At 66.9% G+C, this 17,898-nt stretch carries 19 protein-coding genes; 10 read left to right on the top strand and 9 right to left on the bottom strand.

The window, feature by feature from the left end:
• Positions 1–67 precede the first annotated feature (67 nt).
• From O4N75_RS06150 to O4N75_RS06140, 3 genes are all read left to right on the top strand, one after another.
• Positions 68–463 carry an MAPEG family protein gene (locus O4N75_RS06150; RefSeq protein WP_269628472.1) on the top strand — a complete coding sequence of 132 codons (396 nt, stop codon included), beginning with the start codon at positions 68–70 and terminating at the stop codon, positions 461–463.
• Between the two features lie 54 nt (positions 464–517).
• Positions 518–1,663 (top strand): patatin-like phospholipase family protein, encoded by a 1,146-nt coding sequence (locus O4N75_RS06145; protein ID WP_269628471.1) that lies wholly within the window; start codon positions 518–520, stop codon positions 1,661–1,663.
• A gap of 63 nt (positions 1,664–1,726) precedes the next feature.
• Entirely contained in the window at positions 1,727–2,035 is a 309-nt protein-coding gene (locus tag O4N75_RS06140) for a hypothetical protein (protein ID WP_269628470.1), read from the top strand.
• A gap of 3 nt (positions 2,036–2,038) precedes the next feature.
• On the opposite strand, the gene O4N75_RS06135 is transcribed toward O4N75_RS06140, so the two are convergent.
• Positions 2,039–2,239 carry a heavy-metal-associated domain-containing protein gene (locus tag O4N75_RS06135; RefSeq protein ID WP_269628469.1) on the bottom strand — a complete coding sequence of 67 codons (201 nt, stop codon included), beginning with the start codon at positions 2,237–2,239 and terminating at the stop codon, positions 2,039–2,041.
• 140 nt (positions 2,240–2,379) lie between these two features.
• Here O4N75_RS06135 and O4N75_RS06130 point away from each other — a divergent pair, with 140 nt between their 5' ends.
• Genes O4N75_RS06130 through O4N75_RS06120 form a run of 3 tightly spaced genes read left to right on the top strand, consistent with a single transcriptional unit; the run spans position 2,380 to position 6,179 of the window.
• Positions 2,380–4,857 (top strand): heavy metal translocating P-type ATPase, encoded by a 2,478-nt coding sequence (locus O4N75_RS06130; RefSeq protein ID WP_269628468.1) that lies wholly within the window; start codon positions 2,380–2,382, stop codon positions 4,855–4,857.
• Positions 4,858–4,868: 11 nt separating this feature from the next.
• Complete coding sequence (gene cueR / locus O4N75_RS06125) at positions 4,869–5,312, top strand: Cu(I)-responsive transcriptional regulator (RefSeq protein ID WP_269628467.1); 444 nt, start codon at positions 4,869–4,871, stop codon at positions 5,310–5,312.
• A 12-nt stretch (positions 5,313–5,324) separates the two neighbouring features.
• Positions 5,325–6,179, top strand: coding sequence for a class I SAM-dependent methyltransferase (locus O4N75_RS06120; RefSeq protein WP_269628466.1), 855 nt, complete (start codon positions 5,325–5,327; stop codon positions 6,177–6,179).
• Between the two features lie 26 nt (positions 6,180–6,205).
• Here the strand turns inward: O4N75_RS06120 and O4N75_RS06115 are convergent, their stop codons facing one another.
• From O4N75_RS06115 to O4N75_RS06090, 6 genes are all read right to left on the bottom strand, one after another.
• Positions 6,206–6,904 (bottom strand): ABC transporter ATP-binding protein, encoded by a 699-nt coding sequence (locus tag O4N75_RS06115; RefSeq protein ID WP_269628465.1) that lies wholly within the window; start codon positions 6,902–6,904, stop codon positions 6,206–6,208.
• Positions 6,901–8,106, bottom strand: coding sequence for an ABC transporter permease (locus tag O4N75_RS06110; protein WP_269628464.1), 1,206 nt, complete (start codon positions 8,104–8,106; stop codon positions 6,901–6,903). Before O4N75_RS06110 ends, O4N75_RS06115 begins: the two co-directional genes overlap by 4 nt.
• Position 8,107: 1 nt before the next feature.
• A complete protein-coding gene (locus tag O4N75_RS06105) occupies positions 8,108–9,172 on the bottom strand; it encodes an efflux RND transporter periplasmic adaptor subunit (protein WP_269628463.1) in 1,065 nt (354 codons plus the stop codon).
• Between the two features lie 59 nt (positions 9,173–9,231).
• Positions 9,232–10,398, bottom strand: a complete 1,167-nt coding sequence (locus O4N75_RS06100) for a cyclopropane-fatty-acyl-phospholipid synthase family protein (RefSeq protein ID WP_269629336.1) — start codon at positions 10,396–10,398, stop codon at positions 9,232–9,234.
• A 255-nt stretch (positions 10,399–10,653) separates the two neighbouring features.
• A complete protein-coding gene (locus O4N75_RS06095) occupies positions 10,654–11,460 on the bottom strand; it encodes a DUF1365 family protein (protein ID WP_269628462.1) in 807 nt (268 codons plus the stop codon).
• Complete coding sequence (locus O4N75_RS06090; protein WP_269628461.1) at positions 11,457–12,794, bottom strand: FAD-dependent oxidoreductase; 1,338 nt, start codon at positions 12,792–12,794, stop codon at positions 11,457–11,459. The genes O4N75_RS06095 and O4N75_RS06090 overlap by 4 nt, the downstream gene beginning before the upstream one ends.
• Positions 12,795–12,970: 176 nt before the next feature.
• On the opposite strand from O4N75_RS06090, the gene O4N75_RS06085 reads away from it, so the two are divergent.
• Genes O4N75_RS06085 through O4N75_RS06075 form a run of 3 tightly spaced genes read left to right on the top strand, consistent with a single transcriptional unit; the run spans position 12,971 to position 14,966 of the window.
• Positions 12,971–13,528, top strand: coding sequence for a sigma-70 family RNA polymerase sigma factor (locus O4N75_RS06085; protein ID WP_269628460.1), 558 nt, complete (start codon positions 12,971–12,973; stop codon positions 13,526–13,528).
• Entirely contained in the window at positions 13,525–14,163 is a 639-nt protein-coding gene (locus O4N75_RS06080) for a ChrR family anti-sigma-E factor (RefSeq protein WP_269628459.1), read from the top strand. Before O4N75_RS06085 ends, O4N75_RS06080 begins: the two co-directional genes overlap by 4 nt.
• A 53-nt stretch (positions 14,164–14,216) precedes the next feature.
• Positions 14,217–14,966 (top strand): DUF1295 domain-containing protein, encoded by a 750-nt coding sequence (locus O4N75_RS06075; RefSeq protein WP_269628458.1) that lies wholly within the window; start codon positions 14,217–14,219, stop codon positions 14,964–14,966.
• Here O4N75_RS06075 and O4N75_RS06070 read toward each other — a convergent pair.
• Both O4N75_RS06070 and O4N75_RS06065 read right to left on the bottom strand, forming a co-directional pair.
• The gene (locus O4N75_RS06070) at positions 14,963–15,361 is read right to left on the bottom strand and encodes a DUF2177 family protein (protein ID WP_269629335.1); all 399 of its coding nucleotides are present in this window, start codon (positions 15,359–15,361) and stop codon (positions 14,963–14,965) included. The two genes, O4N75_RS06075 and O4N75_RS06070, sit on opposite strands and share 4 nt — an antisense overlap.
• A 225-nt stretch (positions 15,362–15,586) precedes the next feature.
• Entirely contained in the window at positions 15,587–16,231 is a 645-nt protein-coding gene (locus tag O4N75_RS06065) for a phosphoribosyltransferase family protein (RefSeq protein ID WP_269628457.1), read from the bottom strand.
• Positions 16,232–16,331: 100 nt separating this feature from the next.
• On the opposite strand from O4N75_RS06065, the gene O4N75_RS06060 reads away from it, so the two are divergent.
• The gene (locus O4N75_RS06060; RefSeq protein ID WP_269628456.1) at positions 16,332–17,897 is read left to right on the top strand and encodes a bifunctional aminoglycoside phosphotransferase/ATP-binding protein; all 1,566 of its coding nucleotides are present in this window, start codon (positions 16,332–16,334) and stop codon (positions 17,895–17,897) included.
• Position 17,898 lies beyond the last annotated feature (1 nt).

Genomic DNA, 17,898 nt, shown 5'->3' with positions numbered 1-17,898 from the left:
GACGGTTGCGACTCGCCGCCACGGGCTGCTGGCCCCACACTGGGGGTCAAACTCGGGGAGATTCGGCATGACGATCGGTTTGATGATGGCGGCCTGGACGCTGGTCCTGGCCTTCGCGCAGATCCTGCTTTTCGACATCGCCAGGACCGCTCAGTACGGCCTGAAGTGGAACACCGGCCCGCGCGACGGCGAGATGCCGCCGCTGAGCGACCGGGCCCAGCGCCTCAAGCGCGCGCAGGACAACCTGTTCGAGACCCTGCCGCTGTTCCTGGGCGCGGTGCTGATCGCCCACGTCGCGGGCAAGGAGAACGAGACCACCGCGCTCGGCGCGCAGATCTACTTCTGGGCCCGGGTCGCCTATGTGCCGCTCTACGCCTGGGGCGTGCGCCACCTGCGCTCGCTGGCCTGGCTGGTCAGCATCGTGGGCCTTGGCATGATCGCCCAGGCGATCCTGCTGCCCTAACGGCGCGAAGGCCGCTTGACGCCGCACGCCCAGCGTGCGGCAACAGAGCCGATGTTGCGTCGTTCAGTACTGGCCGCGTTTGTCCTGGCGTTGACCTCCGCCCCGCTGGCGGGCTGCGCATCGTTCTCTCGCGAGGACTTCACCGCCGACGAGGCGCACCGCGCCTTGCCGCCGACGGCCGCCGACATCCGCTTCGACGCCTCGGACCAGGCCTCGGCGCTGGCCTTCACCAGCCGCACCCAGCGGCAGCTGGCGAACACCGGCGACCGGCGGGTCGACGTGCTGGCGATCTCCGGCGGCGGCGCCGACGGCGCCTATGGCGCCGGGGTGATGGCCGGCTGGACCAAGGCCGGCACCCGGCCGAGCTTCGAGGTGGTCACCGGGGTCAGCACCGGGGCGCTGATCGCGCCGTTCGCCTTCCTGGGTCCGCGCTGGGACGCCACGCTGCGCGAAGCCTATGCCGGCGGCCGGGCCAGCACGGTGCTGAAGGGCCAGGGCCTGGGGGTGCTGTTCTCGTCCAGCCTCTACAGCCCCGAGCACCTGCGCGGCCTGGTCGAGACCTACTGCACCTCGGTGATGCTGCACGAGATCGCCCAGGAGCACGCCAAGGGCCGGCGGCTGCTGATCGCCACCACCAACCTCGACAGCCAGCAGACCGTGGTCTGGGACATGGGAGCGATCGCCTCGCGCGGCGGCCCAGACGCGCTGAAGCTGTTCCGCGAGGTGCTGGTCGCCTCGGCCGCCATCCCCGGCGTCTTCCCGCCGGTGATCATCCCGATCGGCGACGCCGACGGCCACCAGATCGACGAGATGCATGTCGATGGCGGGGTGACCGCGCCGTTCGTCTCGATCCCGGAGGGGCTCTATTTCTGGGAGGCTCCCGAAGGCCAGGCGATGACGCCCGGGCGTATCTTCGTGCTGGTCAACGGCAAGCTGGACCCGACCTTCGCGGTGGTGCGCGGCCGGGCCCCGACCATCCTGGGCCGGGCCTTCGACACCATGATGAAGACCAACCTGCGCGCCCACATCGCCGCCAACCGCGCCTTCGCCGAGCGCAACCACATGGAATTCGAGATCGCCGAGGTGCCGCGCGACGCCGAGAGCGGCAGCCTGAACTTCGAGCCCGAGAGCATGCGAAGGCTGTTCAAGCTGGGCGAGGAAAACGCGATGGCCGGAAAGGCCTGGGCCCGGCCGGATTAGGGAACCACCCTAGGCGCGCGCCCGTTCGATCCAGCGGGACGGCGTAACCCAGAGAGGTTCGCGATGACACTCAGTCTGAAGACCGCCGCAGTCGGTTCGGTCCTGCTCCTGGCCGCCTGCGGCACCACCACGACCGAGCGCGCGGCGACCGGCGGCCTGGCCGGGGCGGCGCTGGGCGCCGCTGTCGACAGCTCCTGGACGGGCGCCCTGGTCGGTGGCGCGGCCGGGGCGGCGCTGGGCGCGGCGACCACGCCCAAGCACGACAACAACGTCAACCGCCGCCAATATTATGACGAGCGCGCGGGGCGGTATTACTACTACGACCCCGGCGCGCGCCGGTACTATTGGGAAGACGGCAGCCGCCGCAACTGACCGTTAGGCCCCCGCCGCGACGCTGTAACCTGCGTCCTTGATCGCCTGGGCGACGGCGTCGCGGCGTTCGCTTCCGTCGACGGCGACCCGCCCGCTGGCCAGATCGATCGTGACCTTGGCCTGGGGCTCGACCGCCTGCACGGCATTGGTCACCGACTGCACGCAGTGGCTGCAGGACATGCCTTCAACCTGGAAATTCATCATCCGATCTACTCCTTGAGGATCACTCTGGAGCGGTTCTGCACCTTCCCACGACAGGAAGGTCAAACTGAAAATCGCCGCTTGACCCTCCCATGATGGGAGAGTTCATGGATGACGGGCATCAAGAGTTCGAGGAGCCCGTCATGTCGCAGATACCCCTGAAGCCGCTGGACATCCCCGTGTTGGGCATGACCTGCGCCTCGTGCGTGGGCCGCGTGGAAAAGGCCATCGCCGCCGTGCCCGGGGTGGCGACCGCCAGCGTCAACCTCGCCGCCGAGCGGGCGCATGTGGAGCTGACGCCCGAAGGCGACACCGCCGCCGTGGTCGAGGCGATCCGCAAGGCCGGCTACGAGCCGCTGGACCGCACCGTCGACCTCAAGATCGAGGGCATGACCTGCGCCTCCTGCGTGGCCAAGGTCGAGAAGGCGCTGAAGGCCGTCCCCGGCGTGCTGGACGCCCAGGTGAACCTGGCGACCGAGCGGGCGCAGGTCCGCGCCCTGGCCGGCGGCGCCGAAACCGCGCAGTTGATCGCCGCGGTCGCAGCCATCGGCTATGGCGCCGAGGATATCGACCGCGCCGCCGCCCCGGACCTGGCCGACCGCGAACGCGAGGCCCGCGAGGCCGAGATCACCGGCCTGAAGCGCGCCGTCGCGGTCGCCGCGGCCGGCACCCTGCCGCTGTTCGTGATCGAGATGGGCCGCCACTTCATCCCCGGCGTCCACCACTGGCTGGCCGCGAGCATCGGCGAGCAGCCCTGGCGGCTGGCCAGCTTCGTGCTGGCCGCGATCGTGCTGTTCGGGCCGGGGTTGCGGTTCTTCCGCAAGGGCGTGCCGAACCTGATCCGCCGCACCCCGGACATGAACTCGCTCGTGGTGCTGGGAACCACCGCCGCCTTCGTCTATTCGACGGTGGCGACCTTCGCGCCGGTCCTGCTGCCGGCCGGCGCCGACCACGTCTATTACGAGGCCGCCGCGGTCATCGTCACCCTGATCCTCCTGGGCCGGCTGTTCGAGGCCCAGGCCAAGGGCCGCACCAGCGAGGCGATCAAGCGGCTGATGACCCTTCAGGCCAAGACCGCCCGCGTCGTGCGCGGCGGCGAGGAAGTCGAGGTCCCGATCGCCGAGGTGGTCGCCGGCGACGTCGTCGCGGTGCGTCCGGGCGAGCGGGTCGCGGTCGACGGCGAAGTGGTCGACGGCGCCTCGTTCATCGACGAATCCATGATCACGGGCGAACCGATCCCGGTGGAGAAGACGGTCGGCGCGACCGTGGTCGGCGGGACGGTGAACAAGACCGGGGCCTTCCGATTCCGCGCCACCAAGGTCGGTTCCGAAACCATGCTGGCGCAGATCGTGCGCATGGTCGAAGCCGCCCAGGGCTCGAAGCTGCCGATCCAGGCGACGGTGGACAAGGTGACCTCCTGGTTCGTGCCGGTAGTGATCGCCGCGGCGCTGCTGACCTTCGCCGCCTGGATGGTGTTCGGGCCGAGCCCGGCGCTCGCCTTCGCCCTGGTCAACGCGGTGGCGGTGCTGATCATCGCCTGCCCGTGCGCCATGGGCCTGGCGACGCCGACCTCGATCATGGTCGGCACCGGCAAGGCCGCCGAGCTCGGCGTGCTGTTCCGGCGGGGCGAGGCGCTGCAAGCGCTGCGCGACGTCAAGGTGGTGGCCTTCGACAAGACCGGCACCTTGACCGAGGGCCGTCCGGCCCTGACCGACCTGCAGGCCGCCGGCGGCTTCGGCGAGGACGAGGTCCTGGCCCTGACCTCGGCGGTCGAGAGCCGCTCGGAGCACCCGATCGCCGAGGCCATCGTCGAGGCGGCCAAGACCAAGGGCCTGGCGATCGCCGAGCCGCAGGACTTCGAGGCGGTTCCCGGCTTCGGCGCCCAGGCCCGCGCCGGCGGACGGCTGGTGCAGGTCGGCGCCGACCGCTTCATGGCCAAGCTGGGCCTCGACGTCGGCGCGTTCGCCGCCACCGCCGAGCGTCTGGGGGCCGAGGCCAAGAGCCCGCTCTATGTCGCGGTCGACGGCAAGCTGGCCGCCATCCTGGCGGTCGCCGACCCGATCAAGCCGACGACGCCGGAGGCGCTGGCCGCCCTGCACGCCATGGGGCTGAAGGTGGCGATGATCACCGGCGACAACGCCCACACCGCCCGCGCGGTGGCCGCCAAGCTGGGCCTGGACGAGATCGAAGCCGAGGTGCTGCCGGACGGCAAGGTCGCAGCCGTCAAGGCCCTGCGCGAACGGTTCGGCGCCATCGCCTTCGTCGGCGACGGGGTCAACGACGCCCCGGCCCTGGCCGCGGCGGACGTCGGGATCGCCATGGGCGCGGGCACCGACGTCGCCATCGAGAGCGCCGACGTCGTGCTGATGCGCAGCGACCTGCGGGCCGTGGCCACCGCCGCCGCCCTGAGCCGGGCGGTGATGCGCAACATCGGCCAGAACCTGGTCTGGGCGTTCGGCTACAACGTCATTCTGATCCCGGTCGCGGCGGGGGTGCTGTTCCCGATCTTCGGCCTGCTGCTGTCGCCGATGGTGGCGGCCGGCGCCATGGCGCTGTCCAGCGTCAGCGTCCTGACCAACGCCCTGCGGCTGAAGGCCTTCCGGCCTCCGGTCGCCGTCTAGAGGAGATCCCCATGAACATCGGCCAGGCTTCCAAGGCATCCGGCGTGACGACCAAGATGATCCGCTACTACGACGAGATCGGGCTCGTGCGGCCCTCGGCGCGGACCGACTCCAACTATCGCGAGTACGACGAGCGGGAGATCAACGAGCTGCGCTTCATCCGCCGCGCCCGCTCGCTCGGCTTCTCGATGCCGGAGATCACCCAGCTGCTGTCGCTGTGGCGCGACCGCGTGCGCCCCAGCCGCGAGGTCAAGGCGATCGCCGAGCGGCACCTGGCCGACCTCGACGCGCGCATCGCCGAGATGCAGGCCATGGCCGACACCCTGCGTCACCTGTCGCACTGCTGCGCCGGCGACGACCGCCCCGACTGCCCGATCCTCGCCGACCTGACCCAGGGGACCCTGCCGGCTGACCCCAAGCCCAAGGGCCGGCGGGCGCCGGTTCACGAACACTGAGGAACAGCTGACATGCGACCCGACCTGCACGAAGCCAACCGCCGCTCCTGGAACGAGGCCACCCGCGCCCACAACAGCCACAAGGGCGACCAGGCGGCGTTCTTCCGCGCCGGCGGATCGACGCTCTATCCCGAAGAACTGGACATGCTGGGCGACGTCGCCGGGCGCAGCCTCGCGCACCTGCAGTGCAATTCCGGCCAGGACAGCCTGAGCCTGGCCCGGCTCGGCGCGCGGGTGACCGGCGTCGACATCTCCGACGAGGCCGTCGCCTTCGCCGCCAGGCTCTCGGCCGAGAGCGGGGTGGCTGCCCGCTTCGAACGCTCAGACCTGTTCGACTGGTTCGCCAAGGCCCGGACGGAAGGCCGCAGATTCGAACGGGTCTTCACCTCCTACGGCACGATCTGCTGGCTGTCGGACCTGAAGGCCTGGGGGCGCGGGGTCGCCGACCTGCTGGAGCCCGGCGGCCGCTTCGGCATGGTCGAGTTCCACCCCTTCTCGCTGGTGTTCGACCCGCAGTGGACGCCGCGCCACGACTATTTCGCCGAAGGGCCGATCGAGGAGCCGGACGGCGTCGGCGACTATTTGGCCGATTCCGGCGAGACCCTGGCGCTCGACGCCTACCACGCCGGGGTAGAAGGGTTCCGCAATCCCAATCCGGCCTTTGAATTCTACTGGGGCGTGGGCGAGGTCGTCAGCGCCCTGGTCGAGGCCGGCCTGACGCTCGAGCGGCTGGTGGAGTACCCCTATTCGAACGGCTGGGCGGCGTTCGCGAACATGCAGGATCTCAGCGGCGGCCGCCTCGCCCCGCCCCCGTCCATGCCCAGGATTCCGCTGATGTACGGGCTATCGGCCACACGGCCGGGCTAAGCGCCGCAAGGCCTTAAGCGTCCAGACTAGGGGTTGGAGGATGAGCTCTCACTGCCAACCCGCCCATCGACGAGCACGATGCGGCGTGAGCACTGGGATGCGACGTGCTCATCATGAGTGCAGATCAGGAACGTGACGCCGTCTTGCCGGTTCATTTCCCGCATCAGGGAAAGGACCTGATCGGCCGACTCACGATCGAGGTTTCCCGTCGGCTCGTCGGCAAGCACCAGCAGCGGGCCGTTGATGAGCGACCTTGCGATCGCCACCCGCTGCTTCTGCCCCCCGGAAAGCCGGGTAGCCCGGAAGTCCATTCGGTCTTCCAATCCGACGCGGCCCAGCAATTCGGTTGAGCGGGCGCGGATCGACTTGGAAATGCCCCCAGCCGGGGCTGCGGCTGGAAGGGCTACGTTCTCAAGCGCGCTGAAATCCGGAAGCAGATGATGGGCCTGGAAAATGAATCCGAGCTTCTGGTTGCGGTAGGCAGCGCGTTTGTTTTCGGGCAGGTCGTCAATCCGCTCTCCGTTGACCCAGATCTCGCCGGCGGAGGGTCTCAGCAGCAGGCCGAGAATTGAAAGCAGCGTCGACTTGCCAGACCCCGAGGCTCCGACGAGGGCTACGAGTTCCCCGCTCCGGAGCTCGAGATCAATCCCCTTGAGCACCTGCGTAACATCGTCCCCGTTTTGAAAGCGCTTATCGACGCTTCTGGCGCTGAGCAGTGCGTTCATAGCTGGATCGCATCCAGGGGATCGACCTTCGACGCCGAGCGCGCTGGCCACGCCGAAGCGGCGACGGCGCCAAGTGTCGCCAACACGAACACCGTCAGGTAACCCCCGCGTTCGGGCGCGATCGGCAAGGCCGGGCGGCCGTCCGGCCCGGCGATCGAGGCCAGGCCTTGGCAGAGACCATATCCGACCAGGCACCCGATCGCCCCGCCGACGAGCCCGATGATCAGGCCCTGCAGGACGAAAACCTGCGCGATGAAGCCTGATGAGATGCCTGTCGCCCGCATGATCCCGATTTCAGGCCGTCGGCGATAAGCCGAAAGGACTAGCGCGCTGGCCACGCCGATGATGATCGATACGAGAGAAAACAGCTGGATCAATCGACCGGTCTGGCCTTGTGCACGCAGTGCGTCGTCCAGGGATTCGTTTTTCTTCTGCCAGGGCGTGCTGCGCAGCCCTGTCGCTTCCTTGAGCGCGCGGGCGACGGCGACGGCCTCGGCCGGTCGGTCGAGCTTGATCTCGATGTTTGAGACGCCTTCCGGCAACCGGAATAGCGGCCTTGCCGTCTGCAGATTCAGAAATAGAACCCGCGAGTCCAGGCTCTCCAGGCCAGTACGGAATATTCCGCGAACGGTAAGCAATCGTTCGGCTCCCCGATCGGTGCGAAGCAGCACCGGCTGGTCGGTCCCCAGGCCGAGTTCGTCGGCAAGGCGTTCGCCCACAAGCACGCCGTCCGCGCCGAGCACTGCGGTCCCAGCTATGATGTGCGTACTGATCGGCGAGATCACGTCCAAGCCGTCCGGCTCAAGGCCGGTGACCGAGACCGGTTGAACCGCTTCCCCACGTAGCAGGAAGCTGCTTCCCGTAATCTGAGGGCTGATGCCGGCCACCCCGCCTTGAGCACGGATCTGATCGACGACGGCGCGCCATTGGCGGATCTGCTGACGTTGGAACGTCGAGACCAGAGCCGGGCCTTCGCTCCTAACCCCCGGCGTGGCGAGAATCCGCCCTCGCTGGATATCCGGCTCCAAGCTGACATGAGCGCTGTTGGACGTGACTTCGTCCGTCAGGCGCACCGCCAGCCCCTCGATAAGCGCCGTAATGAACACGAACACCACGACGCCCAGGGCTACGCCCGCCAAGAGCAGCGCTGTCTGAGCCGGGTTCGAAGCGAGGTAGCGCCGCGCCACCATGAAGGCGAACATCCTAACGCTCCGCCCTTCCCCGTACCCGCTCGCCCGGCGACGCCATTGCCGGTTGAAGCAAGACGCGATCGCCCTCGGCCAACCCGCTCTCCACGATCGCATCGCCAGAAGGCCAGTCTGCAATGCGCACCGTGCGAACGCCCACTACGCCGTCCTTCCCCAGGACATAAACTTTCGGCGCCACCGAGGCGCCCAGCACCGCGCTGCGTGGAACCAGGATCACCTTCTCAGCGGGCCGCACGACAATGGTGACGTCGACCGACCGGCCAGGGACCAGACCGGGCATTTCGCCATAGGTCAGCCTGACCAGCCGGCCGCCGGTAGCAGCGTCCACCCGGGGAGAGACTTCACTCACCTGGCCGCCGAAGGTGGCTTTGGAGCCGGTCGCCGCAAATCGTGCGGCCATTCCCGGTTGGATGGCGTCAGCGTAAGCCTCATCCACCTCGGCCTCGATCTCGCCGCCCGTCAGGCTGCCGAGCTCGAAAAGCGTCGTGTTCGTATCGACGACCTGGCCGGCGTCGATAGGCCGAGCAAGCACGAGGCTGGCGTTGGGCGCACGGACGACGAACTCCCTCGTGCGCGCCGCAGCGACCTTTGCCGTGGCTTCGGCGGCCGCCACGTCAGCCTGGGCCGCGCGCAGTGCGGCGCTCGCTTGATCCAGCGCGGCCTCCGCCGCGAAGCCGCGATCAAAAAGGGTCTTTGTCCGCTGATAGCTTTGCAGAGCCTCGGCGGCCCGCGCGCGAGCCGACTGCGCGCGCGCCAGTTCGGACTGAGTTTGGGCCTGCTCGACGTCGGCCTTGATGACCGCCAAAGGCTCTCCCGCCGCAACGGTGTCGCCCTCGTCATGCAGCAATCGAACCACTTGACCGGCGTACAGCGGCCTCACGTCAATGCGATCGACGGGCCGAGCTCGCCCGACGACCGCGATAACGCGCTCAGTCTTCTGCATTGTCACCGTCGAGGTGAGGATCTCCTGCGGCCGTGTGACGGCAACGAGCACTCCCAGGCCGGCCGCCAGGACACCCGCCAGACCGATAAAAGTGATCGACTTGCGATTGATAGCCATCTTGCTCTTGTAGTTAACCAAGGTGGGACAACTGGCCAGACCCAGCCAGCCTTGCGCGCCTACGCCGCGCGCCCAAGCGCGAGTTGAACTACGTCCGTGCGCGCAGAGCGGAAGCCGGCCTCGCAATAGGCGAGATAGAAGCGCCACAGGCGTCGGAAACGCTCGTCGAAGGTCGGTGACTGCGCGCGGATCTCATCCCACGCGGCGTCGAACCGCTGCGCCCACTGCGCTAAGGTGTCCGCATAGTCACGACCAAAGCGTTCGACGTCGATCTGGGTCAGGCCTGCGCGAGAGATAATCGGCGCTATCTTCCGCTCCGAAGGCAGGCAACCACCCGGAAATATATACTTCTGGATGAAGTCCGTACGCGCCGCATAGTCGTCAAACAGGGCGTCCTGAATGGTGATGATCTGCAGCCCCGCTCGCCCGCCGGGCTTCAATAGATCGTGGATCTTGCGAAAATAGGTCGGCCAGTATTCCCGCCCGACGGCCTCGAACATCTCGATCGAGGCGACGCAGTCGAACTGTCCGCCAATGTCCCGATAGTCAACGAGCCGAACGTCCACGCGCTCAGACAAGCCGGCTTCGAACATTCGACGGGATGCGAACTCGTATTGTTCGCGCGAGATGGTGACGGCTGTCACTAAGGCCCCGATTTCGCGCGCCGCGAACTCCGCAAAGCCGCCCCAACCGCATCCAATTTCAAGAACGCATTGCCCGGCGTGCAAATTCAACATGCGCGCGATGGAGCGGTACTTGGCGATCTGAGCCTCGGCCAGCGGCTGGCCCGGGTGATCGAACCGCGCGCTCGAATAGGTCATCGTCGGATCCAGCCACGCCCGATAGAACGCGTTGCCCAAATCATAGTGAGCGTGGATGTTGCGCCGGGATCCGCTGCGGTTGTTGCGGTTCAGCTGATGTCCGAGCCAATTGATCGCCCAGTTCGCCATGTCCCCTTCGTGCAGACGGCGAATGTGATCGTAGTTGTCAGCCAGGGCTTCAAGCAGAACAGCGAGATCGGGGCTGTCCCATTCGCCTGCCACATAGCCCTCGGCGAAGCCGATATCGCCCCGCGTGAAGACCCGCGTCGCAAAGCGATAGTCGGCGACCGTCATCTCGGCGGCATGACCGGCCTCGGTTCCGCTTGCCGCACGCCTGGAGCCGTCCGGCAAATCGAGGGTCAGCTGCCCCCATGTCCAATTGGCCATGAGCTTCCGCAACAGCATCTCGACAGCCCGCGGCGGCGCATGCCCGTTCCTTCCGGCTCGAACGATCGGAGCCACGCGCGGTTGATGTCGTGTTATGGCATGGGTCATGCTGCATCCTTCTCGCCAGTGAAAGGCGAGGCCTTTTCAGTTGCGCACGTCGGCTATCGCCGAACGCTTCGGTGGGCTGGGAATTGGCGAGCGGTCCGATCGACTTGCGGCGGCCGCCGGCTCAATCGATCCGGCGCCTGCACCGAACGCGCGGCCGTAGGGAGCTCATCGACCAAGGCGGCTCTCACGCGGGCCGTCCTGGACCGCGACTTTGTCGGGGGCCGGCGAAGGCTGTCTGGTCAACGGGACGCGCTTGAGCCAGAGCTTGAGCGCCTCCCAATGGATTGCGGCCACGACCTTCAGGGTCATCAACGGCTGCAGGAACGATACCGAAAGTAGCTCGAAGTCCCGCAGGGCACGGCGCCTGGCGGTCATTCCGGCGGTGATCAACACCCCATCGGCGTCCACCCCCCTCACTGTCAGACCGAAACGCTGCGCCGGAACGCGGCCGCGGAATTCGTAATCCATCTCCATGCCCATGAAGGGGGAGACATAGAGGGCCTTGGCTGCGCCCTGCCTGATCACGCCGTCGGCCTGATCGTCGATTGGGACAGGGAGCACGTAGGAATGGCGGCGACCAAAGGTGCTGGTCACCTCATAGACCATCGCCGCCAAGCGACCGTCGGGCCCATGGCAGAAGTAGAGGCTTATCGGGTTGAAGACGTAACCCAGCAGGCGAGGCATGGCGAGGATGCGGATTGGCCCGCTGCCAATGTCCACACCGGCCCTTTGAAGGCAGCCCTCGATCTGGACACGCAGCGGGCCTTGTGATCCGTCGCCGTGGTCGCGGTCGTAAAATGAGATCAGGTTGAACCGATTGCGCGAGAAGAGGCGCAAGCTGTGGTTTAGCCCGTCAATTTCGTCGAGTTCGAGCAAGAGCCAGAAGGCGCGGTACTTCAGCCGGTGCTTGACGGGCCGGTGTCGCTGGTGCGTTACGCCGCCGATGTAGAGCGCCGAGGAGACAGGCGTCATGCGGCCCTCCCCCAGGCGCTCTCGTCGAGTGGCGCCAGGTGGATCCGCCCGCTCTCATCACGAACCGACCAGGGCCGCCGCACGCCCCCGAGTTGCTCTGCAACGGCCAGGCCCGATTGCAGGCCGTCTTCATGGAAGCCGGCGCCGAAATACGCGCCGCAAAACCAGACTCCGCCGCGGCCCTGGAGACTCCAGAGCCTCTTCTGGGCCTGAATGGCGGCCGGATCGAAAATCGGGTGCTCGTAGATCTCGCTGCGCAAAAGCGCGCCGGCCCTGGGAGCGCGGGGCGGATTGAGGGTGACGAACAGATCCTGGCCGGGCAGGCCCTGCAGGCGGTTCATCCAATAGGTGACGCACAGCCCATCGCCCACGCCAATATAGTTCCAGCTCGCCCACGCCCGCCGTCGGCGCGGCATCAGATCGCTGTCCGTGTGCAGCACGGTCAGATTGCGACTGTACTTGATCGCGCCGAGCGTCTCCTTTTCCTGGTCGCTCGGCTCGGCCAGCATCGCCAGGGCCTGGTTCGCGTGGGCTCCAATGATGACATGGTCGAAGCGTTCGGCGCGCCCCTGATCATCCTGAACCAGCACGCCGTCGCCGGTGCGCTGCACCGCCCGCACCCCGGCGCCGAGCCGAATGTCGGCTATCGCACGAGCCAATTGCTCGACGTAGACGCGGCTGCCTCCTTCGACAGTCCGCCACATCGGACGATCGACGAGTTTCAGGAGGCCGTGGTTGCCGCAGAAGCGAATAAAGGCTTCGGCCGGATAATCCATGAGCGTGTGGGCCGGCGAGGACCATATCGCCGCCGCCATCGGCAGGAGGTGATTGTCCCGGAACGCCTCGCTGAAGCCTTGACGTTTCAGATATTCGCCGAGGGTGAGTTGAGGATCGGTCAGCCCTTCCAGATCCTCCGGCGCCTGACGATAGAAACGCAGAATTTCGCCCAGCATGGACCAGAAGCGCGGCCGCACGAGATTGCGGCGCTGAGCAAACAGGCCCGGCGCGGCATACTCGAACCCTCCCTGATCCAGTGACACCGCGAAGGACATGTCGGTGGCGCGGGACGTCACGCCCAGCTTGTCGAACAACGCGATCAGATTCGGGTAGGTGGCGTCGTTGAAGCAGATGAAACCCGTGTCTACAGCCACCCCCCCCTCCGGCGTCTCCGCCACGACCGTGTTGGAGTGGCCGCCGAGACGGTCGGCCTTTTCGTAGACTGTGACCCGATGGCGCTGAGACAGAAGCCACGCCGAGGACAGGGCGGCGACGCCGGAGCCGACGACGGCGATCTTCAGCGGCGCAGGGGAGCTATGGGCGATAGTTGACGACATGGGAGCTCCGGCCAATCCCGCGTCCGACATCGACGCGAGCCTGACCAATACGGCCGGACAGCCCGAGCGGATCGGGATTGATCCAGACTTTTCCGCCAAGCGTATTAGGGTCCATGCATGTCAAAGCTCCGTCTTTCACATCGTCTGAAAAGCCCGCTGGCGCGATGAGCGGCGACGTGGAAGACGAGTTCCTTTACGACCGCCTTATCGAGGCCGTCGCACTGCGGCGTGACCGCGAGGCCTTCGTTCAGTTGTTCGAGCACTTTGCTCCCCGCCTCAAAGCCTGGCTCAGGAAGTCGGGGGTCAGCTCGACTGCGGCCGAGGACTTTGCCCAGGACGCCATGTTGAGCGTCTGGCGCAAGGCGGACCTGTTCGACGCCCGAAAGGCGCGAGCAGCGACCTGGATCTTCACCATCGCCCGCAACCGACGCCTGGATGTCCTACGCCGCGACGCCCGAGCCCTGCCGTCGCCCCAGATCGAGGACGAGGACGATCTTCCGCGTCCCGATGACATCCTTGTTCAGGCCGACGAAGCCCGACGGGTACGCGAGGCCCTCACCCAGCTGAAACCGGATCAGGTCGAGGTGCTGCGCCTGGCGTTCTTCCTCGACGATCCCCATTCCGAAATAGCCCGCCGGCTCGACCTGCCACTGGGCACGGTCAAGTCCCGCATCCGCAACGCCATGATCAAACTACGCGCCATCCTCGAACCCTCCGAGGAGTCTCCCCGATGAACTCCACGCAGAATCCCTCTGAAGAACGCTTGATCGCCTACGCCGCTGGAACGCTCAGCCCGCCCGAAGCGGTGGTGGTCGCAGCGCATCTGGCGTTGCGACCGGCCAACGACGCCTGGGTACGGCGCCTGCAGGCGGTCGGCGGTGAGTTCTTGCAGACCATCGATCCCTCCGCGCTCTCGCACGATGCCCTGGCGCGGGCCTTGGCGCGCATCGAGACCGATGCCGGCGAGGCAAGAGCGCCCGCCCCGCTGAACGATATGCCCGAACTGCCCGCGCCTTTGCGACGCTATGAGCTTGGGCCCTGGCGCTGGGTCGGCCCCGGGATGAGGGTGCGCGACGTCCATGCGCCGCGCGACGGCGACTGCCGCGTCATCCTGCTGAAGATCGATCCCGGCCGCGAGACGCCCCGCCACACTCACGGCGGGGTCGAATTGACGTGCGTCCTCTCAGGCGCCTACGCCACCGAGACCACCAGGTTTGAGGTCGGCGACCTGGAGGAGGCCGACGAATCCGTCTTGCACCGGCCGCGTGTCGTCTCGGACGAGCCCTGTCTGTGCGTCGCCGCCCTAGATGGGCAGATCCTGCTCGACGGCTGGCTTGGCCGCTTGATCCAGCCCTTCGTCAGGCTGTGATCGTCGACCTCCTCGCGCTCTGGACGGGAGCCGCTGCGTTTCTCGTCCTTGTCATGACCGCGGCCTGGCTGGTCCAACGTCTCACGGGCCAGGGCGGCTGGGCCGACGCGTTCTGGTCGCTGGGCCTGGGCGCGGCGGGCGTGCTCGTCGCGCTTTTTCCGCTCAATGGGGCCTCGCCGTCTTCGCGTCAGTTCCTGGCCGCCGTCTTGATCGGCGCATGGGGCCTACGGCTGGGTCTCCACATCGCCGCGCGCGCCGCAAAGGAGCCCGAGGACGCACGGTACGCCCAGCTGCGCAGGGAATGGGGCTCGCGCTTCCAACCCCGAATGTTCGGCTTCCTGATGTTGCAGGCCGGCGCTGCGGCCTTTCTGGCCCTTAGCGTCCTGGCGGCGGCGCGCAAGCCGGGCGCGGACCTAACGGCGCAGGACGGTCTGGCCGCCCTGATCCTGGCGATCGCCGTCATTGGCGAGGCGGCGGCCGATCGCCAGCTGGCTGCCTTCAAGGCCGATCCCTCTCATCGAGGGGCGGTCTGCGACCGTGGTCTCTGGGCCTGGTCGCGACATCCCAACTACTTCTTCGAGTGGCTCGGATGGTGCGCTTGGCCAATCCTGGCGATCGATATCGGCGGGGCTTGGCCCTGGGGATGGCTGGCCCTAACCGGGCCGGCCTACATGTACTGGCTGCTGACGCGGGTCTCCGGCGTACCGCTGTTGGAGGCGCACATGCTTCGCTCGCGCCCCGAGGCCTTTGCTGCCTACGCCGCTCGCACCAGCGCCTTTTTCCTGCGTCCCCCGCGCCGCTAGCTGGCGCGCAGCAGACGCATCGCCAGGACGCAAGCGATCGCCGAGGAGCCGGCGCTTAGAGTCGCGCCCCAAGCCATGTCGATGATCGCGAGCTTCAGGCTCCAAGTCTTCAGCGTCGCCAGGTTGGTCAGATCGTAGGTCCCATAGGCGAACAGCCCGAGCAGCCCGCCCCAGACCAGCGCCTTCTTCCACTCGCCAGTCGCCAGGGCCGGCAAGACAGCAAACATCGTCAGCCCGGCCGCATACAGGGAATAGAAGAACACTGCCGGGACCAGCCGGAACTCTTCAGCCAGCATCGTGCCGATGAGGGGACGGTAGAGACGGCCGGCCATCGCGCCCAGCCAAACGGTGTCGATCACAGCGAACGTCGCCAACGTCAGAAGGTATGAAACCACGATTTTCACGGCGCATCTCCAAGCTACCGCCTTACTACGAATACGGGCGCTTCCTGGATCGCCGCGACGCGCTGGAAAGGTTTTGGCCCCTGCCCGGAGGTTCCCGAGATCAAATGAGCGAGGCCCTATAATCCGAAAGGATACACATCGGGCGCGCCTTCGCAGGCCGCGCCCATAGACGTGGCCGTCGCGTCGCCGATAGGGGAGTTATCAGCGTCGTGAACGCTAGCAATCCACCGAATACTCTCGGAGGGCCTTGATGACTTCTTCGTCCGACAGTTGATGGAAATCCTGATACCACGCGCCCACGCCATAGAAGGGTTCAGGCTTTTCGAGACAAATAATGTCGTCGAACGAGCCCGCGAGGGCCGCAATCGCCTCAGCTGGCGCCACCGGCGTCGCGAGCACTAGGTGCGCAACTCCCTGCGCTCTCAACGCAGCGCCGGCCGCGCGAGCGGTAGCGCCGGTCGCAAGGCCATCATCGACGATGATCGCCGTGCGACCTGTCGGGCTCGGCCGTGGACGATCCCCAAGGTAGAGCTTACGGCGGCGCTCGATCTCAGCCAATTCACGCGCCCGCGCTTGCTGGAGATACTCGTCGCCGGCTCCAGTTAGGCGCGCCACGTCGGGATTGATGATGGTAAGGGGCTCGGCGCCATCCGTCACAGCTCCGACTGCGAGTTCCGGCGAGCCCGGCGCGCCGATCTTCCGCACCAGTACGATATCGACCGGTGCGTTTAGCCGTCGCCCGATCTCTATCGCGATCGGCACGCCGCCCCGCGGCAAGGCGTAGATGATCGGCGCTGCGAAGTTGCGCGCGGCGAGGGCGTCCGCCAGCCGGCGCCCGGCCTCCGTGCGATTTGGGAACATGCCGTTTCTCCCGAGCGAGCCCGACCAAATCAAGTTTGAGGCTTCGCCCCGCGCCCGCGTTGAGCCAGGTCAATCGTGCTCGAGACGCCCGAATGTCAGAATGCTGCAGTTTCGTTTGACCGAGAGCGAACGGACCAGGCGTGAGGTGTTGATGCGCAACTCCAAGTCAGCCGTGCAGGAAAGTCAGCGCGCGATTGTCGATGCGATCGAAAGCGGCGCGGCGGGGAATGAAGGGCCGCTTCGGCGGGTCGACACGCACATGTCGCACGTCTTCCTGGGCAGAGATCACGTCTACAAACTCAAGCGCAGCGTCAGGCATCCGTTCGGCGACATGTCGTCGGTCGAGGCGAGACGCGTGGCTTGCGAAGCGGAACTAGAAGTCAATCGTCAGCTTGCCCCTGACCTTTATCGGCGGGTGCTTCCGATCACCCGCGATGTGCGCGGCGACCTCCGGATCGGCGGCCAGGGCCAGACCGAGGATTGGGTGGTGGAGATGCGGCGCTTCCCGGATGGAGCGCTCTTTTCCGAGCTGGCTGACGAAGGCGCCCTCACGCCCGATCTCATCGCCGAGGCTACTGAGACAATAGCCCGTTTCCATGCATCTCTAGCTCCTCTGGGCCGAACCGGACACGCGGTCGATTATCGGCGCATCGTGGAAGGCCTGCGCCAGACGGAGGCGGAAGGCGCTGCAGCGCTTGGAGTCGCCCCAGCCTCTCAACCTCTGTTCGAGGCGCTCGAGAGGACGATATCGCGCCTGTCGCCCGTGCTTGAGGCGCGGCGAGAGTCCGGGTCTGTGCGCCGCGGCCACGGCGATCTGCACTTGCGAAATATCTGCGTCTTCGAGGGGCGCGTCACGCCGTTTGACGCCTTAGAGTTCGATCCCGCCCTGTCCAGCGCAGACGTCCTCTACGATCTGGCTTTTCTGCTGATGGATCTGCGAGCACGCGGGCTGAGGGGCCTCGCCAACGTCGCCATGAACACCTACTGGGACGCCACCGGCGAGGCGGAAGCGGCACTTTCATTGTTACCGCTATTTATGGCCCTCCGCGCCGCCGTCCGCATGGCGGTCGCCACCGAAGCCGGAAATCTCGTTGAGGCCGACTCCTACCGCGCCCTGGGGAGGAACTTGCTCGCCCCCTCTTCGCCCCGGCTGCTCGCGATCGGGGGCCTGTCCGGGAGCGGCAAAAGCACCCTCGCCCGTGCTGTAGCCCACGAGCTTCCCGGCTGTTGCGGCGCACGCGTTCTCCGCACCGACGTCATCCGCAAGCGTCTGGCCGGAGCGACGCCACATGATCGGCTTGCCGAAGATTCCTACCGCTTCGCCGCGCGAGCCAGTGTCTACGACGCCCTGGCCAGTCTCGCGCGCGAGGCCCTTGGCGCCGGGATCTCCGTGGTCGCGGACGCCACCTTCAGCGATGCCTCGTTCCGCGCCAGGATTGAGATCGCGAGCCACGGCCATGAGTTTCAGGGTCTTTGGTTGAGCGCGCCGCCGGAGGTCCGGGCCGCCCGCGTCGCCCAGCGCGAAGGCGACGCTTCGGATGCGACGGTCGAGGTCGCCTTGAATCAGGTCGAACCTCGATCCCTTGGCGCCTGGATCAACCTCGACTGCGACCGACCTCTCCCTGCCCTGGTGGATGATGTACGTCGTCGCCTCATGCCGCGCTGAC

Origin of the sequence: Phenylobacterium sp. NIBR 498073, assembly GCF_027286305.1 — a bacterium.
In the GTDB taxonomy this organism is placed as follows: Bacteria; Pseudomonadota; Alphaproteobacteria; order Caulobacterales; family Caulobacteraceae; genus Phenylobacterium.
The sequence above is the reverse complement of the archived record's forward strand: the minus strand, read 5'-3'. Positions and strand labels throughout refer to the sequence as shown.